Source organism: Candidatus Pelagibacter sp. (assembly GCF_965262185.1).
Lineage (GTDB): Bacteria > Pseudomonadota > Alphaproteobacteria > Pelagibacterales > Pelagibacteraceae > Pelagibacter.
Genome location: NZ_OZ253498.1, coordinates 949803 through 976545 on the forward strand (window position 1 = coordinate 949803; position 26743 = coordinate 976545).

The window sequence follows — 26743 nt, forward strand, 5'->3', positions numbered from 1 at the left end:
TTCTTATACTATTTAATTATAATTTAATTTAATGGGCGAATGGCGGAACTGGTAGACGCGCACGACTCAAAATCGTGTTTCGCAAGAAGTGAGAGTTCGATTCTCTCTTCGCCCACCAAAGTTTATGAATATAAAAAACTATAATAATCTTTTAGAACTATTTTATAATCAGTATACAAAAGAAAAAGCAGATCAAATTTTTCTAAAATCATTAAAAAATCCAAACGATAAATTTTCTTGGAGAGATACTTATTTGAATATTTTAAAATTAAGCGACGAGCTTAAATCTTTAATTCAAAAAAAAGATAGATGTTTATTAATTTCAGAAAATAGACCTGAATGGATGATATCTGATTTAGCGATAATGTTAGCAGGTGGAATTACCGTGCCAGCTTATACCACTTATACCGAAAGAGATTATGAATATTTAATTGATGATTGTAATCCATCAGTAATAATTGTCTCAGATCAAGTTCAATATAATAAAATTAAAAATATAATTTCTACAAAGCCATTTATAAAAAAGGCTATCACCTTTGATCAAATTGACAGTCAATCAGATACTATATGTATTAAAGATATTTTTCTAAAGAACGATTGTGAAGAGATCGATTTTTTAAAATTAGAAATTTCAAGAAAAGATGTAGCTTGTATTATTTATACATCAGGAACCCAAGGTAACCCCAAGGGAGTAATGCTTAGTCATGGAGGGATTTTAAATAATTGTGAAGGTTCTATTTCACTTTTGAAAGAGATAATTTCTTACAAACCTAAATTCCTAACTTGGTTACCATTATCTCATTCTTATGAACACACCGTACAGTTTGTTCAAATAGCAATAGGTGCTGAAGTTTACTATGCAGAAAGTATAGATAAGTTAATTAAAAATATGGGAGAATGTAGTCCAGATATTATGACAGCTGTTCCAAGATTTTATCAGAATCTGTATCAAAAAATTAATTCAACTTTTAATAAAGCTACTGGTTTTAAAAAATCTCTAATAAACAAAATGCTTTATCTTGGAGAAAAAGTACTAACCAATCAAAAACTTACTTTTTTTGAAAAAGTGCAAAATACGATTTGTGAAAAAATAGTTAGAAAAAAAATAAAAGCTCAATTTGGAGGTTCTTTAAAAGCATTTATTTCTGGAGGAGGTGCGCTAGATAAAGAAGTAGGGGTTTTTTTAAATTCGATAGGTTTACCTACTTTGCAAGGGTATGGTTTAACAGAAACTTCTCCAGTTGTAAGTTGTAACCCGATAAAAGATATAAGGATAGATACTGTAGGTCCTGCTTTTAGTAGTAATGAAGTAAAAATTGCTGATGATGGTGAAATTCTGGTTAAAGGTGAAAATGTTATGTTAGGCTATTGGAATAAAAAAGATGAGACCGCAAAAGTCTTAAAGGATGGCTGGTTATATACTGGAGATATAGGGCATTTTGAAAATGGTTACTTAAAAATCACTGATAGAAAAAAAGATATTTTAATTACACCAGGTGGTGACAATATCTCTCCTGTGAAAATTGAAAATGACTTACTTAAGATTCAATTTGTAGAGCAAGCATTAGTTTATGGAGATAACAAACCATATTTAATAGCCATTTTAGTTTTAAATAATAATGAAAGTAGTGTGTTAGATGAAAATATTACAAAAGAAATAGAAACAATAAATAAAAATTTATCGAAGATAGAAAAAATTAAAAAGTTTTTTGTAGTTAAAGATCAATTTACAATTGAAAATGGATTAATGACACCAACTTTAAAGTTAAAAAGATATAAAATTATTGAAAAGTATAAAAGTGAAATAGAAAAACTTTATTAAATTTCTTTAAATTAAGAGTTTATTTACCGCATAAACACTAACTAAATTAATAAAAAAATTTTTTATAAAAAAATAAAAAATAAAAAATAATTTTTTTAAAATTCGTTTTTAATTAATGATTTGACATAAGTTGTATAAAAAAATAAAAATAAGTTAACAGCGAATCAATTTGATTCGTTAAACTAAAAAGGGAGCTAAAGATGCCTAAGAAAAGAAAAAAAGCGGCAAAGAAAACTAAGAAAAAAGCTAAGAAAAAAGCTAAGAAAGCTAAAAAAGCTAAGAAAAGAAGAAGATAATAACTTAGTATTCTTTACAAAAAACGCTTCTCATAACTTTTCGTGTGAGAGGCGTTTTTTTTTATTCGTCTAAAGGTTCGTCAGTTTCAGAAATAGGTTCTTCGACAGGTAAATCAGCAGTTGGAGTTTTAGAAGTAGCGCTAATTCCTTGTGTTTGTCCACCAACATTTCTCTTTAATGCTTTATCTAATTTTTTTTGAGTGTCTTCTGGTGATAAATTTAAAATTATCTGAAATTCTGACTGCATTCTTTCATAAGCTTTTTCAAAAAGTTGTCTTTCACTATAAGATTGATCAACCATAAGATCGTCACCCTTGTTTAGATCTCTTACAACTTCAGCTAATTCATAAATTTTACCTGATGAAATTTTTGCCTCATATTCTTGTGCTCTTCTACTCCACATTGATCTTTTGATTTTTGGCTTACTTTTTAATATAGAAATACATTTGTTTACTTGATTAATTGTTGCTAAAGGCCTTAGGTGAGACTGTTTGTTAACTGGTACCATACCATTAGCTTTATCTTTTTCAAATTTGACAATGTATGTTTCAACATCAATACCACCGATATTTATTTTTTTAAATTCTGTAATCTGACCAACACCATGTTTTGGATAAACAACATAATCTTTAATTTTAAATTCTCTTTTTTCAGTTTCTTGTTTTTTTACTTTTTTTATCTCAGGTTTAACCTCATTAGTTTTTGATATTCTTAAATTATCTACTTTCGGTTCATCTGGTGTTTCAGTAGTTTTTGAAACTTTTTTTATTTTAGGAGATTTATTTGGAATTTTTTTTAATACTTTTTTAGGTTTTTTTACTACTACTTTTTTAACTTTTTTAGTTTTAGGTTTTACGACTTTTTTAACTTTAGTTACTTTTTTCTTTTTAACTTTTTTTGCCATTTCTTTATCTGATTTGCCTTTAAAGATTTTCTTTAAAATACTTTTCGTACTTATTTTGCTCATTTTTAAATTTTTCGTGATCCGCAGGGGGATCTTTTTTCTCACTTATATTCGGCCAGATTTCTGAATACTTTTTATTGATCTCTAACCATTTTTCGCTTCCAGGTTCAGTATCTGCTTTTATAGCATCAACTGGGCACTCTGGCTCACAAACGCCACAATCTATACACTCATCCGGTTTAATTACAAGCATATTTTTACCTTCATAAAAACAATCAACCGGACAAACTTCTACACAATCAGTAAGTTTACATTTAATGCAATTATCGTTTACAATATAAGTCACTCTTTATTTTCCTGTTTTACTCTATGCTTAATATCCCCCATAGTTTTACTGTCAATGTATAAAAGTCCCGCTAATCTTCTCATGAGATTTGTTTCATACATATCAGCATCTTCATTAGAATAAATAATTGACCAAAGAGCTTCCACTATTTTAATTTTATCTTTTTCAGGTAAATTTTTAATTTCTCTTGTGAAGTCTAAAATTTGGTTTGAATTTTCCTCAATAATTTTTGCATCTTGGATAGTTTTTGAGATTTTTTCACTTTCAAGGCCCAACTCTAGAAGTGTTTTTTTAATTATTTCCTCTTCTTTGACAGTATAATTTTCATCTATTTTTGCAGCATGGATCAATAAAGCACAAACTTTTACTATAAAATTATTCTCTTCTTTTTTATCTGTCTTTTTAAAAAACATAAAATTAACCTAACTTGAGATTTTTAAGAACTTTAAATGGATTTTCGTTTGAAACTTTTTTGTTCTGTATCTTTTTAAATTTTTTAACAGGATTATATTTAAAAAACATTTCTTGTTCTTTCTCATAAGTTTTATAACCCATTTTTTGTAATAATTTTTTAAAGTTCTCTTTGCTACATCCTAAAAGATTTAACATTTCAGGTATCATTTTTATTTCACTATTTTCTTTTGAAGTAGCATTAATTATTTGTACAAAGAGTCTTTCAAGAATATCTATTCTTACAAAAAGATTATCAAATTTTTCAAATCCACAGAGAAGCATAAAGTTTTTATTTTGAGAATGTTTATCTTCTAAAAAATTTAATCCAAAAGTTGGTGGTTTTAAATTATAGAATTTTTGATGAAAATTTTTCCACAATAAGGTTCTTAAAGATACAGCATCTGGTTTTATAAGTTGATAAAGGAATACATGGTATCTTCCAAATTTCACACCCAATTCTCTTAATACTTTTCTATCTATTTGTTCAAGATTTTTTAAATAATCAGAAACATGTTCTCTTTTTAAAACACCATTATTTTCATAAAGCTGATAAGCCAAAGCCTTAATTGAAGATTTATCCTCTTTAATGTTTTTTAAATCGATTAAACTTTTCAAGACATTATTTATTTTAGAGTTTAGCCATTTTTGAATAAAATCATTTAGTTTTTGTTTTGGATTTTGTTCAATAATGTCATCAACAACTAAAGTAAAATTAGGACTTAAATAATCATTACCTGGTAACAGCCTAGCAATTGGAAAATCATTCCAATATATTTTAAAATCCTCTTTTAAATCTATTAATCCTGTGTCTATAATTGATTGAATTCTTTTATCAAACTCAGGTCCAATTGATTGTCTAGCAGCTTTTTTTAATGACTTGATATCGGTTTCCAGAGAGCCTTTTTTTAAATCTAATTCTAATTTCAAACCTTTGATCTTACCAATAAACTGATCATCTATTTTAACGTCATTGTTCTGTAGTATTTCAGTTTTAAATTCCATGTCTTGTTTTAAACCTCTTGCAAGTATACTTGCTCTTTTGTCGATAAAAGTCTTGGTAAGTTCTTCATGAAGTCTTTCTGAAAGTCTATCTTCTAAATGTTTTGTTTTTTCTATCCAATAATTTTGATTTTCTACCCAATTATTTTTATTTGAAACATAAGACCAAGTTCTTACATTTGCAATTCTATTTGATAAAGAATCTACATTTCCCTCTAATTTATCTAGTTTCATGAGCTGTAATCTCATGTAAGCATCTGAAATCAGACCTTTTTCACTGTTTAAAAATTTAAAAACATTTCTGATCACTTCATAATGATTGCCGTAGGTTTTTTTAACAAAATCAGGTATCTGACAACATTCCCATAATAATTTAAGTGTTCTTTCGTTAAATTCTATATTATTTTTTTCATCTTTTATAAAATATTTTAGCGCTCTTTCGTCCTCACATTCGTGAACTTTTCTTAACCATTCCATCTGCGGTCTTTCTTCAAGACTTTTAATTAGTGAATTTGAGTTGTTAAAGTTAAGATTTGAATTTCTCCAGAACAAAGTTTTAATTTCCTCAAATTTATGTCCTTCAATTAATTCTACTTCTTCAGGGGAAATTTCTTTGCAATCACCAGTAATTCCAAAACCACCATCATTTAAATATCTTCCAGCTCTTCCTGCTATTTGACCTATTTCAGATAAATTTAATTTTCTTAATTTTTTTCCATCAAATTTTTTAAGGTTTGAAAAAAATACATAATCTAGATCCATATTTATTCCCATTCCGATAGCGTCAGTGGCTACTAAAAAATCGACATCTCCAGATTGATAAAGCTCTACTTGAGCATTTCTCGTTTTAGGACTTAATGAACCCATAACGATAGCTGCCCCACCCTTTTGTCTTCTTATTAATTCTGCTATTGCATAAACTTCCTCTGCTGAAAAAGCTATGATTGCAGTTTTTCTATTTATTCTTGATATTTTTTTATGTCCGGCATATGTGAGTTTTGATAATCTATCTCTATTAATAAATTCTATATCTTCGTTTAATTTAGATATTATGTTTTTAATAGTACTAGATCCCATTAACATTGTGAGTTTTTCACCTCTTAAATTTAATAGCCTATCTGTAAATATGTGACCTCTTTCATGATCTGCACACATTTGGATTTCATCTATGCCCACAAATTCTAAATGCTTTTCAATAGGCATAGACTCGACTGTGCATAAATAATATTTTGCATTTGCAGGAATTATTTTTTCTTCACCAGTTATTAAAGCAACTTTGTCTATACTTATTTTTTTTATTATTTTATCGTAAACCTCTCTTGCTAATAATCTTAATGGGAACCCAATCATTCCGCTGTCAAAAGATAGCATTGTGTCAATTGCAAGATGAGTTTTACCTGTATTTGTTGGACCAAGAACAGCTGTAATTTTATTTTTAGGCATTTCTATCTTTGGTGTATAATTTTTTTTACCTACCAGATATTGTTAGTGCTAAAGAACAAAAATAGACTAAAACATGACCGAATCGGAGGGTAAAAAGTTCTCATTTTTATATTAATATTAATGAGAATATCATAGTTGAGATTAATTCTATAATAGTAATTTAATAAAATAAAAATGACCAATAAACTTTGGGAAGCATCTTTAAAAGAGAAAAAAAAATCAAATCTTTATGCTTTCGAGAAATTTATTTCAAATAAAATAAAAAAAAAATTTAATTTAAACTTTAAATCTTTTTTAAATTGGACTGTTAAAAATTCACCTGAGTTTTGGAACTATTTCTGGGAATTTTCAGAAATTAAAGGATTAAAAAGTAAAAAAAAAATTAAAAAATCAAAAGTATTTTATAAAAATTTATTCTTACCCGGTAGCAGGTTAAATTTTGCCGAGAATTTATTATCAAAAAACAATGATGATAAGGCAATTACTTTTATAAGCGAAAGTGGCTTTAGAGAAGAAAAATCTTGGAGAGAATTAAATTTAAATACAGGCAAAGTTGTAAAGTTTTTAAAACAAATTAAAACTAAAAAAGGAGACAGAGTTGCAGCTTATATGCCAAATACTATCGAGACAGTTGAAGCTTTTATAGCAGCTAGTGCTATAGGAAGTATTTGGTCCTCATGTAGCCCTGATTTTGGTATTAAAGGTGTTGTTGAAAGATTTTCTCAAATCAATCCAAAAGTTTTGTTTATTACAGATCAGTATTTTTACAATGGGAAAAAAATTAATGTATTAAAGAGATTACCTGAAATTTTAAAATCTGTTCCGTCAATTAAAAAAGTTGTGATTGTTAATTATCCTGGAAAGAAATATGTCACTAATAAAAGTACATATAAGAAAATAAAGTTAATTAAATGGGGTGAGATTATTCAAAATCAATCAGAAAAAATAAATTTCAAAAAGTATGATTTTGAAAGTGAGTTGGCTATTTTATATTCAAGTGGAACAACTGGAAAACCAAAATGTATTTGCCACAGAACTGGTGGAGTTCTTCTTCAGCATAAGAAAGAACACCAATTACATTGCGATATAAAAGAAAATGATAATGTGTTTTATTTTACCACTTGTGGATGGATGATGTGGAATTGGTTAGTTAGCTCATTAGCTTCAAAGGCATCAATAGTACTTTTTGATGGTTCTCCAATGTATAAATCAAGTGATTTACTTTTAAAAATAGCACAAAGAGAAAAAATTACTCTGTTTGGAATTAGTGCTAAATATATTGATGCTCTAAGAAAATTAGAACCTAATCTTAAATTTAAATATAAACTTCAAAAACTAAAAACAATATGTTCAACAGGTTCTCCTTTATCAAGAGAAGGTTTTAAATATGTTTACAAAAATATTAAAAAGAAAGTTCATCTCTCATCTATTTCGGGTGGTACAGATATTCTATCGTGTTTTGTTTTAGGAAATATATATCAGCCAGTAAATATTGGTGAAATACAAAATTCCGGTTTAGGTTTAGACGTTGATGTCTTTAATGATAGAGGCAAATCTTTAAAAAATTCTAAAGGTGAACTTGTTTGTAAAAATCCATTTCCATCAATGCCTCTTAAATTTTGGAATGATAAAAATGACGTAAAATTTAAAAAAGCTTACTTCAATAGATATAAAAATACTTGGCATCATGGTGATTATGCTGAAAGAAAAAATACCGATGGTTTTATTATACATGGAAGATCTGACACTACCCTTAATCCAGGAGGTGTAAGACTTGGTACTGCTGAAATATATTCTGAGGTTGAAAAGTTTAAAGAAATAAAAGAAGCACTAGTAGTTGGTCAATCTTGGGATAATGATATAAGAATAATTCTTTTCGTTGTAATGAGCAATGAATACGTACTTAATGATTCTTTACTTGATAGAATAAAAAATCAAATAAAAATAAATGCATCACCAAGACATGTCCCTAGTAAAGTAATTGTTGTAAAAGATATTCCAAGAACTAAAAGTGGTAAAATTGTTGAGCTTGCAGTTAAAAGCACTATAGAAGGAAGTGCTGTTAAAAATAAAGAAGCTTTAGCAAACCCAGAAGTTTTAAAACAATACAAAAATTTGAAACAGTTAAGTTATTAAATGTTAAAAAATATAGTTAAAGATTTAAAACCATCTTCTACGCTAGCAATTAATGAGGCTTCAAAAAAGCTGGAAGATGAAGGAAAAAAAATATTTAAATTTGGTTTTGGACAATCACCTTTTAAAGTTCCACAAGACGTAGTAGAGGAGCTTAAAAATAATGCGTATCAAAACAAATATTTACCCATGCAGGGCCTTTCAGAGCTAAGACAGTCTGTTGCAAAATACACATCAAATAAAAAAAATTATGAATATAATTCTGAAAATGTCATTATAGGACCAGGCTCTAAAGAGTTGATGTTTTTACTTCATGTAATATTCGATGGTGAAATTATATTGCCTGCACCTAGTTGGGTTTCTTACGCGCCACAAGCGATATTAGGAAGAAACAAAGTTCAAATTTTACAAACAAAAAGAGAAAATAATTGGTTCCCTACAGCTCAAGAAATAGAGGAAATAATATTAAAAGATAAATATAAAAATTATTTATTATTTTTAAATTCCCCCAATAATCCTTCAGGGCAAGTTTGTGAAAATTTGGAAGAGATTTCTAATGTTGCAAATAAACATAATCTTATAATTTTATCTGATGAGATATATTCAGAACTAACTTTTATAAAAAATTATAAGTCTATCTCAAATATTTGTCCTGAAAAAACAATTATCAGTACCGGCCTAAGTAAATGGTGTGGAGCTGGTGGTTGGAGATTGGGATATTTTATTGTTCCAGAGAGCTTAAATGACATAAAAAACATGATTAATGTTTTAGCCAGTGAAACTTTTTCAGCAGTAAGTGCTCCTATCCAATATGCTGCAATAAAAGCTTATGAAAACAATCATAGCGAATACATTAATAAATCTAAAAATATTTTAAAGGCTGTCGGCAATTATGTTTATCAAAATTTAAAATCAAACAAAATTTTAATTAATGAATCTCAAGGAGGTTTTTATTTAATGCCTGAATTTTTAAATTTTAAATTTAAAACTTCATCAGAAATGTGTCAAAATATTTTAAAAGAAACAGGTGTTGCATTATTACCTGGATCAGATTTTGGATTTAATGAAAGTAAAATGCTAGCAAGATTAAGCTTTACTGATTTTGATGGAGAAAAATTTATGAGTAGAATTAAGGAAGATCAATCTATTGATTTCGATATTATTGAAAAGTTAGCACCAAAGGTTGTAGAAGGTGTTGATAATTTAAAAAAATGGTCAGAAAATCTTTAAAATCAGCCTATACATCTATTATAATTTTTTGGTAATATTAATTAATAAAAAATAACGACATATAATTATAGAGAGGGAAAAATAATGAAAAAAATAATCACATCCCTATCAAGTGCTTTACTGATTTTATTTGCATCACTGTCATTAACTACAGTTGCTAAATCGGCTGAGTTCTTTACGATAGGAACTGGTGGACCTACTGGAGTATATTTCCAAACAGGTAACGCTATATGTAAAATGCTTCATAAATCAGCAATTAGTGCTGAGCACGGTAGAAAAAAAGGTACAGCTAAAGCGTATAGATGTACTGCTCCATCGACAGGTGGTTCAAACTACAATATTGGACAAATAGCAGCTGGAGAATTTCAATTTGGAGTAGCTCAATCTGACTGGCAATATCACGCAGTGAATGGTTCAAGCAAATGGGAAGGAAAACAGTTTAGTGATTTGAGAGCTGTGTTTTCAGTTCACAACGAACCTTTTCAAATTTGGGCTAGAAAAAAAGCAAGAGTTAAAGATTTTGCAGACTTAGAAGGTAAAGTAGTAAACATTGGTAACCCTGGTTCTGGTCAAAGAGGAACTATGGAAGAACTAATGAAAGCTATGGGTGTTGATAATAGTTTCTTTAAATCAACGACAGAGTTAACTTCTTCAGAGCAAGTGAAAGCTTTATGTGATGGTAAAATTGATGCATTTGGTTATTCAGTTGGATTTCCAAATGGTGCAATGGAACAAGCAGCAACTTGTGCCGCTAAAGCTTCTCCAATCAATTTGACTGGACCAGAAGTTCAAGGCTTAATTGATGGTGCTGATTATTATGCACAGGCTGTAATTCCTAAAGGTACTTATACTAATCAGAAAAAAGATGCTACTACATTTGGTGTTAAAGCAACTGTGGTAACTTCGGCTGATGTTTCTGAAGAATTAGTGTACTTAGTTACAAAAGCAGTTTTTGAAAACTTTGATGATTTCAAAAAACAACATCCAGCATTTGGATTTTTGGAAAAGAAAAACATGATTAAAGATGGTTTATCTGCTCCACTACATCCTGGTGCAGTTAAATATTATAAAGAAGCTGGATTAATGTAATCTAAGTTTTTTAATTTTTAAAAGGCCTGGTAATTTTTACCGGGCCTTTTTTTTATGGTATGAATATTTCTTATGAGCGATTCAATTAGCGCCAATATAAAAAATAAAATAAGCGAAGATTTATCACCAACTAGAAACATTACTGGATTTCATTTAAAAGTAGTTTCTGCCATAGCTATCATTTGGTCCTTATTTCAACTTTGGTACGCATCACCATTTCCATTTATGTTAAATATTGGAATGTTCAAAGGTTTGCCTGCGAGAGCAATACATTTAGGATTTGCATTAACTTTAGCATTTTTAATCTACCCAGTAGCAAAAGGAAAAAAAATTTCATTTTTTGATATTATTATAAGTTTTGTTGGTGCTTTTTCTTGTCTCTATATTTATTTTTTTTATGATCAATTAGTAGAGAGGGGTGGTGTCCTTTTAAGTTTGAAAATCACTAATACATTCAATTTTCCAGTAGAATTAATTTTAGGAGGATGTGGTATTTTAATTCTTTTAGAGGCCACAAGAAGAGCAATTGGATTACCTTTGGTAATCATTGCAACTTGTTTTTTATTATTTTCATATTTTGGTAGGTATGCACCAGAGATAATTTCTCATGGAGGCTTGTCTTTAAATAGATTGGTAGGATTTCAATGGTTGGATCAAGAGGCAATATTTGGAATTCCTATTGGGGTTTCCGTAGATTTTATTTTTCTATTTGTGTTATTTGGTGCCTTACTTGAAACAGCAGGTGGTGGTAAATATTTTTTAGATTTAGCCTTTGCGATGGTTGGTAAAATGAGAGGTGGACCAGCCAAAGCCGCAATTCTAGGTTCAGGAATGACTGGCTTAATCTCAGGATCATCAATTGCTAATACCGTAACTACTGGAACATTTACCATTCCAATAATGAAAAAAACAGGTTTCTCTAAAGAAAAGGCAGGTGCAATCGAAGTTTCATCATCTGTAAATGGACAAATAATGCCGCCTGTGATGGGTGCCGCAGCATTTGTAATGGCAAGTTTTATTGGAGTAACTTATTTTGAAATAGTTAAACATGCTTTTTTGCCTGCAATTATTTCCTATATTGCTTTATTTTATATATCTCACCTAGAAGCTCTAAAATTAAATCTTAAAGGAATGGACGATGCTGATGTTCCTAATTTGAAAAAAACATTTTTATCTGGAATTCACTTTTTAATTCCTATTTTTGTTTTAATTTATACTCTTGTTTATTTAAGGTTTACTGCTTCGTATTCAATTTTTTATGCAACAATTACTTTAATTTTAGTAAATCTAATCAATTTAATTATTAAAAATAATTATTCTAAAGACTCCTTTAAAGAATGGTTTAATCAAACAATCGTTGGTTTTGAAAAAGGAGCATTAAATATGGTAGCAGTTGGCATTGCAATTGCTACAGCTGGTATAATAGTAGGTGCAGTTGGCTCAACAGGCTTAAGCACAAACTTAATTATTGTTATCGAGTCTATTGCTAAAGATAACGTCACAATACTATTATTTTTAACAATAATTTTATGTTTATTGTTAGGAATGGGTTTACCAACTACAGCAAACTATGTTGTGGTTGCATCTTTGATGGCAACTGTTTTAGTTGATGTTGGAAATGCATCTGGGTTTATTTTTCCACTTATAGCAGTTCATTTATTTGTTTTTTATTTTGGACTAATGGCAGATGTAACACCTCCAGTAGGACTAGCTTCTTATGCAGCTGCAGGAATATCTGGAGGAGATCCATTAAGAACTGGAGTTCAAGCTTTCTGGTATAGTTTAAGAACAGGAATATTGCCAATAGTCTTTTTATTTAATCATGAACTTTTACTTATTGGTATTGAAAGTATCTGGCATGGACTAATTGTTATTATAACTTCATTAATTGGAATTTTAGTTTTTACATCAGCGACACAAGGATGGTTTGTAAATAAGCTTAAATGGTACGAGATTATTATTTTTTTAATCATTTCTATTTCTTTGTTGTCCCCAGATTTTGTTTTAAATAAATTTTTTCCAAAATATAATTATGAAGAAATTAGTAAAATAAATTCATTAAAATTAGATTCCGAAAAAGAAATTCAAATTAAAATAACAAGACCTAGTTTATATGGGGAAAGATATAAACTTTTTGTAATATCAAAAAATACATTTGAGGATCATTTTACTCTAGAGGATTATGGGATTACTTTATTAGAGCAGGATGAAAAAATAATAGTTGATAATTTAAAATGGAATGGAGAAGCAAAAAAAAATGGTTTTGAAATGGGAGATTATATCAGTGAATTCAAAATTGAAAATTCTGATAGACCATCGAAAAATATAGTTTATCCAATTGCATTAATTTTATTAATTATTTGTGGATATTTTAATATTAGAAGAAAGGAATGAATTAACCACCTGGACCTAAATTTGAAGGTTTAACTTTTAAAATTTTCCAAACTCCAGTTGCTGATGTTATAATTTTGTTGTTACATTTTAGCTCACAAAATAAAAATATTAACGTATTTGTTTTTTTTAATATTTTTGTGTGACCAATAATTTCATCACCAACTTTTGAGGCACCAATAAATTTAATATCTAATGAAATAGTTACACATGGAGCATTACCAGCAGATCTGTGAGCCGCAGTTCCTGCGCCTGCATCTATTAATGCTGATAGATAGCCTCCATGAGTTATTCCTGCAGCATTTAAGTGATTTTCATTTATAGTAGATTTAAATTCATATTCAGTTTCAGAAATGTTTTTAAACAAAACACCTCCATTATGTTTCATGAAACCTGGGGTTAAACTTATTTGTTCAAACTCATTACTCATAATATTTATAATACAATTGTTAATAGCAATAATAACAATGTAATAATTATAAAAAAGTAAATTACTGATTTTTGCAAAGATGCTTTTAATAGCCAATCAATCATTTTTATCCTTTTTGGTGGACCGCCCAGAACTCGAATCTGGAATCTCCCGGTTCGTAGCCGAGCGCCTTATCCAATTTGGCCAGCGGTCCAAAATTAATTTTATTAAAGATACTGTATTTTAAGGTTTTATTAACAAATTTTGTTCAATTAAAACACAGCTTTGCATAAAAAGATTAATTAATGTGATAAAATAACATAAAAATATATTTTATTTGAGTGTATAAGCCTTTTTAATAATGAACGAAAAACTACTTGTTCCTGACATTGGTGATTTTGAGAATGTTGAGGTAATAGAATTACTTGTAAAGCCTGGAGATACAATCAAAGAAAATGATCCAATAATTACAATTGAAAGTGATAAATCTAGTGTTGAAATCCCATCAACAATTTCAGGAAAAATTGATACCATTAATGTTAAAGTAGGTGATAAAGTTTCAAAAGGTGATTTACTTTTAAGTTTAAGCAATTCAACCAAAAGTCTTCCAGAGAGCAATCTTCCTAAAGATACAGAAAATATTATTAAACAAGCCGAGGAGGCTATGGCTGTGAATAAAGAGGAGCAGGTGAATGTTCCAGAGCCAGCTAAAGAAAAAAAACAATCTATAATTCAAGTTACAAATGGATTAGATGCAGATCCTTTAGAAACCCAAGATTGGTTAGAATCTTTATCTGCAGTAATTTCAAAAGATGGAAATCAAAGAGCTCATTTTTTAATTAAGGAATTAATTAACAAAGCCTATCGTGAAGGAGCAAATATTCCTTACACCCAAAATACTCCTTATATAAATACAATTCCTCCTGAGGCTGAAATAAAATCAAATGGAGATCAAAATATTGAGAGAAGAATAAGATCTCTGATCAGATGGAATGCAGCCGCAATGGTAGTAAGAGCTAACAAAAAATTTCCAGAATTAGGTGGCCACATAGGAACTTTTGCATCTGCTGCAACTTTATATGATGTTGGAATGAATCATTTTTGGAGAGCAAAAAATAATAAATTTGGAGGTGATCTAGTATATTTCCAAGGACACAGCGCGCCTGGAATGTATGCTAGAGCATTTTTAGAGGGCAGATTAACTGAGAAACAGTTAGATAGCTTTAGACAGGAAGTAAAACCCGGAGGATTATCTTCATATCCTCACCCATGGCTAATGCCAAATTTTTGGCAGTTTCCAACTGTTTCGATGGGGTTAGGACCAATGCTTGCAATTTATCAAGCAAGATACATGAAATACTTAATTAATAGAGGATTGATTAAAGATGAGGGAAGAAAGGTCTGGGCTTTTTTAGGAGATGGTGAAATGGATGAACCAGAGTCCATGGGTGCAATTGGATTAGCAGCTAGAGAAAAATTAGATAATTTAATTTTTGTTATTAATTGTAATCTCCAAAGACTTGATGGACCTGTAAGAGGAAATGGAAAAATAATACAAGAACTTGAAGGAAGCTTCAGAGGCGCTGGATGGAATGTAATAAAAGTTATTTGGGGTTCATACTGGGACTCGTTGTTAGCTAATGACAAAAGCGGTCAATTAGTAAAAATTATGAATGAAACTGTAGATGGTGAATACCAAGCTATGAAAGCAAGAGATGGTGCATATGTGCGAGAAAAGTTTTTTGGAAAAAACCCAGATACTTTGGAGATGGTTTCATCTATGTCAGATAAAGATATTTGGAGATTAAATCGAGGAGGACACGATCCTCATAAGGTATATGCAGCTTATGATAAAGCAATTAAAAACCAAGGAAGTCCAACAGTAATTATTGCAAAAACAATCAAGGGATATGGAATGGGAAAAACAGGTGAAAGTGTAAACACTACTCACCAAACTAAAAAATTAGATGTGGATGATCTTATGTATTATAGAGATCGTTTTGACGTTCCTCTAACTGATGAACAAGTTAGAAATATAGAATACTTTAGGCCTGATGAGAAATCTCCAGAGATTAGATACATAAAAGAGAGAAGACTTAAATTGGGCGGTTATTTGCCAGAGAGATCAACTTTTGCAAAACCTATTAAAGCACCATCAAAAGATATTTTTGATTTTATGAAAGTTTCAACTGGTGAAAAAGAAATGTCTACTACAATGGCGTTAGTCAGAATGTTAACTAATTTGTTAAGAGATAAAAATATTTCACCTAGATTAGTTCCTATTATCCCAGATGAAGCAAGAACATTTGGTATGGAAGGATTTTTTCAAAAAATAGGAATATACGCTCACGAAGGACAGAAATATGAGCCAGAAGATTCTGCACAACTAAGTTCTTATAGAGAAGAGAAAAGTGGACAGGTACTTGAAGAAGGAATCAATGAGGCAGGTGCGATGTCTTCTTGGATAGCAGCAGCAACGTCTTACACAAATCACGATATTGAAATGATACCAATATATATTTTTTATTCTATGTTTGGATTTCAAAGAATTGGAGATTTAGCTTGGGCTGCTGGAGATAGCCAGGCTAGAGGTTTTTTAGTTGGCGCAACAGCTGGAAGAACAACATTAGCAGGTGAAGGATTGCAACATCAAGATGGACATAGTCATTTGATTGCATCAACAATTCCTAATTGTGTAACTTATGATCCTACATTTCATTATGAATTAGCAACTATTTTTAGAGAGGGTCTAAGAAGAATGCATGAAAAGAAAGAAAATGTTTTTTATTATATTACAATAATGAACGAAAATTATTCACATCCTGAAATGCCTAAGGATAAAAATTGCGAAGAAGGAATTCTTAAAGGAATGTATAAGATAAAAGAATTTAACAAATATAAAAAAACAAAACTTCAACTTTTAGGCTCAGGAACAATATTAAGAGAGATGATGTCAGCAGCTGAAATTTTACAAAATGACTATCAAATTGATAGTGAAATATGGAGTGTTACAAGTTTTAATGAGTTAAGAAAAGATGGAATGGAAGTTGAAAGATATAACCTTCTAAATCCAGATAAAACTCCTAAAAAATCATATGTAGAGCAATGTCTCGGAAGTACTGAAGGACCAATTATGGCAGCATCTGATTATATGAGAATGAATTCTGATCAAATAAGACCTTACACAAATAATAAGAGCTTTTATTCGTTAGGTGCAGATGGTTTTGGAAGAAGTGATACTAGAAAAAATTTAAGAAAATTCTTTGAGGTAGATAAAGAACATTTAGTTGCTTATGGATTAAGCATTTTAGCTAAAGAACAATTGATAGCTTCAAAATATGCGAAAGAAGCTATGAAAAAATACAAAATTGATGGCGATAAACCTATGCCAACAAAATTATAATGTCAGATATTGAAATTAAGGTACCAAATATAGGAGATTTTAAAGATGTTGAGGTTATTGAGGTATTAGTAAAAAAAGGTCAATCAATTAAAAAAAATGACCCTTTAATTACAATAGAAAGCGATAAGTCTAGCGTAGAAATACCATCTAGTTTTGAAGGTAAAATTTCTAACTTGAATATAAAAGTTGGAGATAAAGTATCTGAAGGAGATTTAATTTTAACTTTAGAAAAGTCATCACAGATAAATCAAAAAGTTGAAGAGAAGCCAATAATAGAAAAAGAGTTTAAAAAAATTAAAGTAATAAAACCCGAAATTCAACAACAAACTACAGTTTTAAATAATGTATCTAACATTTCTTCAGCAAGCCCAAAAGCTAGAAAATTTGCTAGAGAACTCGGTGTAGATATAAATAAAGTTTTAGGAAGCGAGAGAGATGGAAGAGTAGTTGAAGACGATATCAAAAAATTTGTAGCATTAAGATCAAACAATAAAGTTGAAGTTGTTGAGGAAAAAAAACCAAACAAAATTAAAAATGAATTTGAGCATTCAGATTTTGGTGAAATAGAGATAAAAGATATACCAAGAGTAAAAAAATTATCATCAAAGTATTTAACAAATTCATGGACCACCATACCTCATGTTACAAATCATGATGAGGCTGATATTACAGAAATGGAAAGCTTCAGAAATTCTTTGACTGATATTTATACAGGAGAAAAAATTAAAATTACTCCTTTAGCATTTATTGTAAAAGCTTTAGTTGCTTCGTTAAAAAAATTCCCAAGTTTTAATTCTTCAATTGATGAAATTGAAACAGGTAAAATGACAATGAAAAAATATTACCATATAGGTATAGCTGTAGACACTCCAAATGGACTAATGGTTCCAAAAATTAGAAATGCTAATAATAAAAAAATTTCTCATATTAGTAGAGAGTTGAGGGAGGTAAGTGAGCTTTGTAGGAATTTAAAAATAGATAAAAAAGAATTGTTTGGTGGCTCAATGACCATTACTAGTTTGGGTGGAATAGGTGGGTCATTTTTTACACCAATAATAAATTATCCTGAAGTAGCAATTTTAGGAGTAGGAAGATCAGAGAAAAAACAAATTTATATAAATGGAAAGTTTCAAATTAGAACAATGCTACCGATTTCTTTGTCTTATGATCACAGAATCATTGATGGTGCTGAGGCTGCAAGATTTAACAATGACCTTAAAGAAAACCTAGGCAAAAATTTTGCTTATAAGCTAGCTGTATAATCAAAAATGTCTAAGCCCATTTCACTATTCAGTGCTTTGTTATGCACTTTTATATGGGGCACAACTTTTATTGCTCAAGATACTGGAATGGACAACATTGGTCCTTATACTTTTAATGCAGTCAGATTCTTCATTGGTTTTTTAGTTATTATCCCACTCGTAATTTTATTTGAGTTAAAAAATTTTAAATCAGAATTAAAAACAGATAAAAAAACATTTATAATTTATGTGTCTTTAATAGGGTTGTCCTTATTTTTAGGTTCTGCATTACAACAGGTTGCTTTGCTCTATACAGATGTTGCAAATGCAGCCTTTTTTACAATCTTTTATGTACCTATGGTCCCTATCATAATTTATTTGTTTGGCAAAAAATCAATTCACTGGAGTGTTTGGCCTTCAGTAATTTTGTGTTTAATTGGAGGATATTTATTAACAAATTTTTACGATGCAACTGTTAGGTTGGGAGATACTTTGGTTGTACTAGGAGCTTTATTTTGGAGCACACATATTATATTTACTGGAATTATCATTTCTAAATACAATCTTCCACTTACAATTGGAGCAATTCAAACTTTAATCGTAGCTATTTTATCTTTTTTCATTGGAATTCTTTACGAAGAATTCGTTTGGAACAATATTCTAATGGAAATATATTCTATATTATATGCTGGAATATTATCTGGAGGATTTGCATTTGTATTACAGATTTACGCACAAAAAAATATTACACCTGCACCAGCAGCAATTATTTTCTCTCTTGAGGGTGTATTTGCAACTGTAGCAGCATGGTTTATTTTAAATCAAGTATTAGATATAAATAATATATTTGGATGTTTCTTTATTTTGTGTGGAGTTTTATTATCACAATTACTTCCACTTATAAAAAGAAAAAAAATTTAATAAATTAAACTAAACAATACTAAAGCAATTATTATTCTATAAATTACAAATGCATTCATAGAAAACTTATTTATAAATATTAAAAAATATTTAACAGTTAAAAAAGAAAAAATAAAAGAAGATATAATTGCAATAATTACCAAATAATTAAATTCTGTTGGTTGATTAAAAATATCTTTTAAACTAAGTACACTTGCACCAGCTAATGCTGGAATAGATAGTAAAAAAGATATTTTACTGGAATCCACTCTATTAAATTTCAAAATCCTCGCAGCTGTTATTGTAATACCCGCTCTACTTACCCCTGGTATTAAAGATAAAATTTGCATTATTCCTATAAATAGAATTGATTGAATATTTAAATTTGTAGAAATTTTTTTATCAAAACGACTTTTGTCAGAAATATATAAAACAATTGCAAATATTAAAGTTGTCCATGCAATTGTTTCAATATTTCGTAAGCTATAAATTAACCCTGTAGTGTATAAAATATATCCAAAGATAATTAATGGAATAGATCCAATAATTATTAAACTTATTAATCTTTTATTTTTATTTATGTTTAATAACTCATCTTTAAAGTAATAAACAATTGCAACAAGAGATCCTAAATGAAGACTGATATCAATTAGCAATGAGCTAGATTTAAATTCATATAAACTTGAAACTAAAATTAAATGTGCAGAAGAACTTATAGGAAGAAATTCCGAAACCCCTTGAATTGCTGAAAGGATTAATACTTCTATAATATTCTGAAACATAATTTCTTCGTAGCTCATAAAGCTTATATTTCAAACAATACGATTTGATCATAGTAGCTATGCATTCATTAGAAACCTGTTTATTTATAACAAAAATGAAAGATTAAAGGTCAATAAATATGACCTATTTAATGCTTTATTTAATAAAATCATTATATAATTTGCCGAAAATTATATTTTTTATGACTGACAAAATGTTAAAATTTGTAAAAATAGGTCAACAAACTCCACCTAAAAGAGAAGTTGATCAAAGAAAAAAGGATTTTAACGAGATATATGACGAATATATCAATGAAAAAGCTAAAGAACAATCAAGTAGATGTTCTCAGTGTGGAGTTCCTTTCTGTCAGGTTCATTGTCCTTTAAGTAATAATATTCCTGACTGGCTAAAGCTAACTGCAGAGGGAAGATTAAAAGAAGCATACGAGCTTTCCCAAAGCACTAACAATATGCCTGAGGTTTGTGGAAGAATCTGTCCGCAAGATAGATTGTGTGAGGGGAATTGTGTAATTGAACAGTCTGGTCATGGAACAGTTACAATTGGTTCCGTTGAAAAATATATAACAGATAACGCCTGGGAACAAGGTTGGGTTAAACCAATTGAAGTTACAAATGAAAAAAATCAAAGTGTTGGAATTATAGGAGCTGGTCCTGCAGGATTAGCCGCGGCAGAACAGTTAAGAAAAAATGGGTATAAAATTACAGTTTACGATCGTTATGATAGAGCTGGAGGATTATTAATATATGGAATTCCAAATTTTAAATTAGAAAAAGAAATAGTTGAAAGACGAACAAAACTTTTAAAAGATGGTGGAATAGAATTCATACAAAATTTCGAAGTTGGCAAGGACGCAAGCTTAGAGCAATTAAGAAAAAAACATGATGCAGTATTAATTGCAACAGGAGTTTACAAAGCAAGAGAAGTTAATTTACCAGGTAATGATTTAGATAATATTTTTCCAGCAATGGATTTTCTTACAGCATCAAACAAGAAAGGATTGGGCGATGATGTTGAATTATTTGACAAGGGAATTCTAAATGCTGAGGGAAAAGATGTTGTTGTAATTGGTGGAGGTGATACAGCAATGGATTGTGTGAGAACTTCAGTAAGACAAAAAGCAAAATCAGTAAAATGCTTATACAGAAGAGATAAAGAAAACATGCCTGGTTCAGCAAGAGAAGTTGCAAATGCTGAAGAAGAGGGTGTTGAATTTATATGGCTATCTAGTCCTAAAGAATTTAAAGGAACTAATAAGGTAGAAAATTTACTTGTAGATCAAATAAAGTTAGGTGAACCAGATGAAACTGGCAGAAGAAAACCTGAAGTACAAGAAGGATCAAGTTATGAAATAAAAGCAGATATGGTTATTAAAGCTCTTGGATTTGATCCAGAGGATTTACCTAATTTATTTGATAGCAATGAACTTCAAGTTACAAAATGGGGAACAGTAAAAACTGATTTTGATACTATGGAAACTAATCTAAGTGGTGTCTTTGCTGCTGGGGATATAGTTAGAGGAGCTTCATTAGTTGTTTGGGCAATCAAAGATGGGAGAGACGCAGCAGATTCCATAAAAAATTATTTAGAAACAAAATCCAAAAATGAGAAAAAAGTTGCTTAATGAAAACATATAAAAAAAATTTTGATCTACTTAAGAAAAACAATGTCTATTTTGAGGATATGGAGCATGATGCTTGTGGAGTAGGTTTAATAGCTTCAACAGAGGGGAAAAAATCCAGAAATGTGGTTAAATATGGAATTGAAGCTTTAAAAGCTGTTTGGCATAGGGGCGCGGTAGATGCTGATGGGAAAACAGGAGATGGAGCTGGAATTCACGTAGAAATTCCAAAAGATTTTTTTATTGAGAAAATTGAGGTTACAGGACACACACACGATAATTCTGAAATCTGCGTAGGAATGATTTTTCTTCCACGTAATGACTATGCAGCACAAGAGAGCTGTAAAACAATTGTTGAAAGCGAACTAACGAAAAATGATTTTAATATTTATGGCTGGAGACAAGTTCCTGTCAATCCTAAGGTTTTAGGTGAAAAAGCTTTTCAAACTATGCCTGAAATTATTCAGGTACTTTTCAAACCTCATAATAAAGAACTTACAAATAAAGATTTGGAGAGAAAAATTTATGAGACAAGAAGAAAAATCGAAAACGAAGCTTTCAAAAAATCATTAAACAATTTTTATATTTGTTCGTTAAGTTCAAAGTCAATTATTTACAAAGGAATGTTTTTAGCTGAAGCAATTTCAGAATTTTATTTAGATTTAAATGATGAAAGATTTGTATCAAGATACGCAATATTTCATCAGCGGTTTTCAACCAACACGGCTCCAAGCTGGAATCTTGCTCAACCATTCAGAGCAATTGCACATAATGGAGAAATTAATACTTATAGAGGAAATAAAAATTGGATGAAAGTTCATGAGCAAGAAATGAATAGTCCATTATTTGATGATGTAGAAAATCTTAAGCCAGTTATTCAGCAAGGAGCCTCAGATTCTGCAGCTTTAGATAATGTTTTCGAATTATTAAACATTTCAGGTCAACCTGCACCATTAGCTAAATTAATGTTAGTTCCTGATGCATGGTCTAAGAAAAATAAGACTTTGCCAAAAGATCATCAGCAATTATTTAATTTTTTAAATAGCACAATGGAACCTTGGGATGGACCTGCCGCTATAGCTGGAACTGACAATGAGTGGGTTATTGCAGCAAACGATAGAAATGGATTAAGACCTCTAAGATATGCAATCACAAAGGATAAATTATTGTTTGCAGGCTCAGAAACTGGGATGATAGAGCTAAATGAAAAAAGAATTTTATCAAAAGGAAGATTAGGTCCTGGAGAAATTATAGGAGTAAGAATCGAAAAAGGTAAAGTATTTACTAATAAACAAATTAAGGATTACTTAGCAAAAGAGTATAAACATTTTAATTCACAAATTATTGATTTAGATGACAAGCTAACGATTGAGAATGAAAATAATTCTTTTTCAGGAGATGATTTAAGAAGAAGACAGTATACTTTTGGAATTAGTTTAGAGGATCTTGAATTAATTTTACACCCTATGGCTGAGGATGCAAAAGAGGCTACAGGGTCTATGGGTGATGACACTCCTTTAGCTGTGCTCTCAGATAAATATAGACCTCTGTATCATTTTTTTAGACAAAATTTTAGCCAAGTTACAAATCCACCAATAGACTCTTTGAGAGAAAACAAAGTGATGAGTTTAAAAACAAGATTTGGAAATCTAGGCAATATTCTAGATTTTGATAATTTAACAAAACAGAATATTTATGTCCTTAACAGCCCAATTTTATCTAATTCTCAGTTTGAAAAATTCATCAATTTTTTTGGAAATAATTCAACAATAATTGATTGTACCTTTGAAGAAAGTAATAGTTTATACGAAGCTATTAAAAAAATTCAAAAAGATGCGGAAATTGCTGTTAGACAAGGTGTTACACAATTAATTCTTAGCGATAAAGATTTATCAATATCAAAACTTCCAATTCCAATGCTGCTTGCAGTTGGTGCAATCAACTCTTTTTTAATTGAGAAAAAATTAAGAGGCTATGTGTCAATCAATGTCCAATCTGGAGAAGCATTAGATACTCACTCTTTTGCAACTTTAATTGGTGTTGGAGCAACAACAGTAAATCCTTATTTGGCGTTCGACAGTTTATATCAAAGATTTGAAAAAAAATTATTTGGAAAGTTTAGTTTTGAAGAATGTGTTGAAAGATACATTAAATCTGTAAATGCAGGTTTATTAAAAATCATGTCTAAGATGGGTATTTCTGTTTTAAGTTCTTACAGAGGTGGATGCAATTTTGAGACTGTTGGATTAAGCAGAACTATTGTTTCAGATTATTTTCCAGGAGTTGTGTCTAAAATTTCTGGTATTGGACTTACTGGAATCGAAAAAAAAATTAGAGCAATTCATAAAGAAGCATTTGAAAGCACAGATACAATTCTTCCTATCGGAGGTATTTATAGATATAGAAAAAATGGAGAAACACACCAATATCAAGGGAAACTTATACATTTACTTCAAAGTGCAGTTGGTTCTAATTCTTATGACGCTTATAAAAGATATGTAGAAGGTATTTATAATTTACCACCAATAAATTTAAGGGACTTAATTGATTTCAGAGAAAAAAAATTAAAGGGATCAATAGATATTTCACAAGTAGAACCAATAGAAAATATTTTAAAAAGATTTGGCAGTGGAAGCATGTCTCATGGCGCTTTATCTAAAGAGGCGCATGAAACTTTAGCTACAGGCATGAATAGAATTAAAGGAGCTTCTTGTAGTGGTGAAGGTGGTGAAGATGAAAAAAGATTTAAAGTGTTAGATAACGGAGATAGTGCAAACTCAAGAGTAAAGCAAATAGCTTCAGCAAGATTTGGTGTAACAGTTAATTATTTAAACAATTGCAATGAGATTGAAATAAAAATTGCACAAGGTGCAAAGCCAGGAGAAGGTGGACAACTCCCAGGTTTCAAAGTTACTGATGAAATAGCAAGGTTAAGACATTCAACGCCTGGAGTAACACTAATTTCTCCTCCTCCACACCACGATATTTATTCAATTGAAGATCTTGCGCAGCTTATTTATGATTTAAAACAGATTAATCCAAAAGCAAGAATTGGAGTAAAACTAGTTGCTTCCTCAGGAGTTGGGACTATTGCAGCAGGAGTTGCCAAAGCAAAAGCAGACATAATATTAATTTCAGGACATAACGGTGGAACTGGAGCTACCCCGCAAACAAGTGTAAAGTACGTAGGCATTCCATGGGAGATGGGATTAACAGAGGCTAATCAGGTTTTAACATTAAATAATCTTAGACATAAAGTTACACTTAGAACTGATGGGGGGATTAAAACAGGTAGAGATGTTGTTATAGCAGCTATGATGGGAGCAGAAGAGTATGGAGTTGCAACAACTGCTCTAGTTGCAATGGGATGCATAATGGTAAGACAATGTCATTCGAACACATGCCCCGTTGGTGTCTGTACTCAAGATGAAAAATTAAGAGAAAAATTTACTGGAACACCAGATAAGGTTGTTAATCTATTTACGTTTATAGCAAGTGAGGTTAGAGAAATTTTAGCTAGATTAGGTTTTAAATCATTAAATGATATTATTGGTAGAACTGATTTACTTAGACAAGTTAGTAAGGGTTCAGATAATTTAGATGATTTAGATTTAAATCCTTTATTTGTTCAAGCAGATAACGGGAACAATACTAGATACTGTGAAAATCAAGAAATTAATTCGGTACCAGATACCCTAGACCAAGAAATATGGCCTGAGATTGAAAAGGCTTTAGATAATTCTGAAAAAATTGAAAAAGAATATTTAATTAAAAATACTCACAGAGCGGTTGGGACAAGAATTTCTCATCATTTATATAAAAAATATGGCTATGAAAAACTTGATGATAATTTTTTAGTATTAAACTTTAAAGGATCAGCTGGCCAATCTTTTGGAGCCTTTTCATCCAAAGGTTTGAAGTTGGTATTAAAAGGGGATGCAAACGATTATGTCGGCAAAGGTCTTTCAGGAGCTACAATTTCTATAAGACTACCAGAGGAAAGTAACTTAGTTTCGAATGAAAATACTATCTTAGGAAATACAGTTCTATACGGAGCAACATCTGGAAAACTTTTTGCAGCTGGTCAAGCCGGTGAAAGATTCTCTGTAAGAAATTCAGGTGCAGTTACGGTTATTGAGGGATGTGACTCGAATGGTTGTGAGTATATGACTGGTGGCACAGTAGTAATTCTTGGAGATGTTGGAGATAACTTTGCTGCTGGTATGACAGGTGGTATGGCATTTATCTATGACAAATCACAAGAATTTGAAAAAAAAGTAAACCCAGAGTCAGTTGTTTGGCAGAATGTTGAAACAGATTATTGGAAAGAAAATTTAAAAAATTTAATCAAAGAACACCATGAAGAGACAGGATCTTTGTTATCTAAAGAAATAATCAAAAATTATGATAATGAAATTAATAATTTCATTCAAGTTTGTCCTAAAGAAATGTTAGATAAACTAAAAAACCCTATCAGTTTAAAAAAAGTTATAAAAGAAGTTAGTTAATTAATAATTTTAATTCTTTTAAAATTATATTAAGCCACCTCTTGTTAGATAAGCTATGGTCACCTTTTTTTACAATGATTAATTTCTTTTTTGCTTTTGGAAATAGTTTTAACACTTTTCTAGAATAACTTACCGGCACAGCTTCATCATTTTCACCGTGCACCATGGTAACATTAATTTTTGAATTTATTTTTTTATTTAAAACTCTATTTTTTCTTCCATCTTTTATAAGTTGATATGTAATTGGATACTCATAATTCCCATGTTTAAGATGATATATGCCTTTTTGGATTGTTTCTTGCTTTATTTTTTTTGAAAATTTTTTCCACATCAAATTTTCTAAAAACTCAGGTGCTGATCCAATACCTAAATATCCCATAATTTGTTTTTTAAATATTTTGAATTGTTTTAAAGCAATCCATGCGCCCATACTTGAACCAATGAGATAAAAGTTATCATTTTTTATATATTTATTTATCAATATAGAAGTTTCTTTGCTCCATTTTGAAATATTTCCATTTGTGAATTTACCTGTAGATTTTCCATGACCCGAATACTCTAAAGCAAGAAAACTTATTTTATTTTTTCTTGCAAATTTTAAAAAAGCTTCTGGCTTTTTTCCTTCAAGATCTGACATAAATCCATGTAAAAAAACTATGAATGGAGAATTTTTATAAATTTTACAAATATGTCTAATTTTCTTAGTCTTTGAAATTTTGTGGAATCTGAAATTTGCCATAATCGTTTATAAGAGTTGATAATTAATATATAACCA

17 protein-coding genes and 2 tRNA genes are annotated in these 26743 nt (G+C 29.9%); 11 read left to right on the forward strand and 8 right to left on the reverse strand.

The window, feature by feature from the left end; translation table 11 throughout:
• The first annotated feature begins 33 nt into the window (after positions 1-33).
• Both ACQY31_RS05310 and ACQY31_RS05315 read left to right on the forward strand, forming a co-directional pair.
• A tRNA-Leu gene (locus ACQY31_RS05310) sits at positions 34-118 on the forward strand.
• 6 nt (positions 119-124) lie between these two features.
• Positions 125-1822 (forward strand): AMP-dependent synthetase/ligase, encoded by a 1698-nt coding sequence (locus ACQY31_RS05315; RefSeq protein ID WP_428079201.1) that lies wholly within the window; start codon positions 125-127, stop codon positions 1820-1822.
• 357 nt (positions 1823-2179) lie between these two features.
• Here ACQY31_RS05315 and ACQY31_RS05320 read toward each other — a convergent pair whose 3' ends face one another.
• The 4 genes from ACQY31_RS05320 to ACQY31_RS05335 are packed head-to-tail and all read right to left on the reverse strand — an operon-like array spanning position 2180 to position 6263.
• Entirely contained in the window at positions 2180-3085 is a 906-nt protein-coding gene (locus ACQY31_RS05320; RefSeq protein WP_428079202.1) for a CarD family transcriptional regulator, read from the reverse strand.
• The gene (gene fdxA, locus ACQY31_RS05325) at positions 3042-3368 is read right to left on the reverse strand and encodes a ferredoxin FdxA (RefSeq protein WP_428079205.1); all 327 of its coding nucleotides are present in this window, start codon (positions 3366-3368) and stop codon (positions 3042-3044) included. Before fdxA ends, ACQY31_RS05320 begins: the two co-directional genes overlap by 44 nt.
• Complete coding sequence (locus ACQY31_RS05330; RefSeq protein WP_428079206.1) at positions 3365-3781, reverse strand: TerB family tellurite resistance protein; 417 nt, start codon at positions 3779-3781, stop codon at positions 3365-3367. The genes fdxA and ACQY31_RS05330 overlap by 4 nt, the downstream gene beginning before the upstream one ends.
• Positions 3782-3785: 4 nt before the next feature.
• Complete coding sequence (locus ACQY31_RS05335; RefSeq protein ID WP_428079208.1) at positions 3786-6263, reverse strand: helicase-related protein; 2478 nt, start codon at positions 6261-6263, stop codon at positions 3786-3788.
• A 174-nt stretch (positions 6264-6437) separates the two neighbouring features.
• On the opposite strand from ACQY31_RS05335, the gene ACQY31_RS05340 reads away from it, so the two are divergent.
• The 4 genes from ACQY31_RS05340 to ACQY31_RS05355 all read left to right on the forward strand — a co-directional run bounded on the left by ACQY31_RS05340 (position 6438) and on the right by ACQY31_RS05355 (position 13109).
• On the forward strand, positions 6438-8399 hold the full coding sequence (locus ACQY31_RS05340; RefSeq protein ID WP_428079210.1) for an acetoacetate--CoA ligase: 1962 nt from the start codon (positions 6438-6440) through the stop codon (positions 8397-8399).
• On the forward strand, positions 8400-9626 hold the full coding sequence (locus ACQY31_RS05345; protein ID WP_428079212.1) for a pyridoxal phosphate-dependent aminotransferase: 1227 nt from the start codon (positions 8400-8402) through the stop codon (positions 9624-9626).
• Positions 9627-9710: 84 nt separating this feature from the next.
• Positions 9711-10715 (forward strand): TAXI family TRAP transporter solute-binding subunit, encoded by a 1005-nt coding sequence (locus ACQY31_RS05350; protein ID WP_428079214.1) that lies wholly within the window; start codon positions 9711-9713, stop codon positions 10713-10715.
• Positions 10716-10787: 72 nt separating this feature from the next.
• A complete protein-coding gene (locus tag ACQY31_RS05355; RefSeq protein WP_428079216.1) occupies positions 10788-13109 on the forward strand; it encodes a TRAP transporter permease in 2322 nt (773 codons plus the stop codon).
• A 1-nt stretch (position 13110) separates the two neighbouring features.
• Here the strand turns inward: ACQY31_RS05355 and ACQY31_RS05360 are convergent, their stop codons facing one another.
• The gene (locus ACQY31_RS05360) at positions 13111-13536 is read right to left on the reverse strand and encodes a PaaI family thioesterase (RefSeq protein WP_428079218.1); all 426 of its coding nucleotides are present in this window, start codon (positions 13534-13536) and stop codon (positions 13111-13113) included.
• A 116-nt stretch (positions 13537-13652) separates the two neighbouring features.
• Positions 13653-13729: transfer RNA gene (locus ACQY31_RS05365), tRNA-Arg, on the reverse strand.
• 147 nt (positions 13730-13876) lie between these two features.
• Between ACQY31_RS05365 and aceE the strand changes: the two genes are divergently transcribed.
• The 3 genes from aceE to ACQY31_RS05380 are packed head-to-tail and all read left to right on the forward strand — an operon-like array spanning position 13877 to position 19080.
• Positions 13877-16918, forward strand: coding sequence for a pyruvate dehydrogenase (acetyl-transferring), homodimeric type (gene aceE / locus ACQY31_RS05370; protein WP_428079220.1), 3042 nt, complete (start codon positions 13877-13879; stop codon positions 16916-16918).
• Complete coding sequence (locus ACQY31_RS05375; protein ID WP_428079222.1) at positions 16918-18180, forward strand: 2-oxo acid dehydrogenase subunit E2; 1263 nt, start codon at positions 16918-16920, stop codon at positions 18178-18180. The genes aceE and ACQY31_RS05375 overlap by 1 nt, the downstream gene beginning before the upstream one ends.
• Positions 18181-18186: 6 nt before the next feature.
• Positions 18187-19080, forward strand: coding sequence for a DMT family transporter (locus tag ACQY31_RS05380; RefSeq protein ID WP_428079224.1), 894 nt, complete (start codon positions 18187-18189; stop codon positions 19078-19080).
• On the opposite strand, the gene ACQY31_RS05385 is transcribed toward ACQY31_RS05380, so the two are convergent.
• Positions 19077-19859, reverse strand: coding sequence for an undecaprenyl-diphosphate phosphatase (locus tag ACQY31_RS05385; RefSeq protein WP_428079226.1), 783 nt, complete (start codon positions 19857-19859; stop codon positions 19077-19079). The genes ACQY31_RS05380 and ACQY31_RS05385 overlap by 4 nt on opposite strands.
• A 164-nt stretch (positions 19860-20023) precedes the next feature.
• Here ACQY31_RS05385 and ACQY31_RS05390 point away from each other — a divergent pair, with 164 nt between their 5' ends.
• Both ACQY31_RS05390 and gltB read left to right on the forward strand, forming a co-directional pair.
• Entirely contained in the window at positions 20024-21463 is a 1440-nt protein-coding gene (locus tag ACQY31_RS05390; RefSeq protein ID WP_428079227.1) for an NAD(P)-dependent oxidoreductase, read from the forward strand.
• Positions 21463-25968: a glutamate synthase large subunit gene (gene gltB, locus ACQY31_RS05395; protein WP_428079229.1), complete on the forward strand. Its 4506-nt coding sequence runs from the start codon at positions 21463-21465 to the stop codon at positions 25966-25968. The genes ACQY31_RS05390 and gltB overlap by 1 nt, the downstream gene beginning before the upstream one ends.
• On the opposite strand, the gene ACQY31_RS05400 is transcribed toward gltB, so the two are convergent.
• The gene (locus ACQY31_RS05400; protein WP_428079231.1) at positions 25961-26707 is read right to left on the reverse strand and encodes an alpha/beta hydrolase; all 747 of its coding nucleotides are present in this window, start codon (positions 26705-26707) and stop codon (positions 25961-25963) included. The genes gltB and ACQY31_RS05400 overlap by 8 nt on opposite strands.
• Positions 26708-26743: the final 36 nt, after the last annotated feature.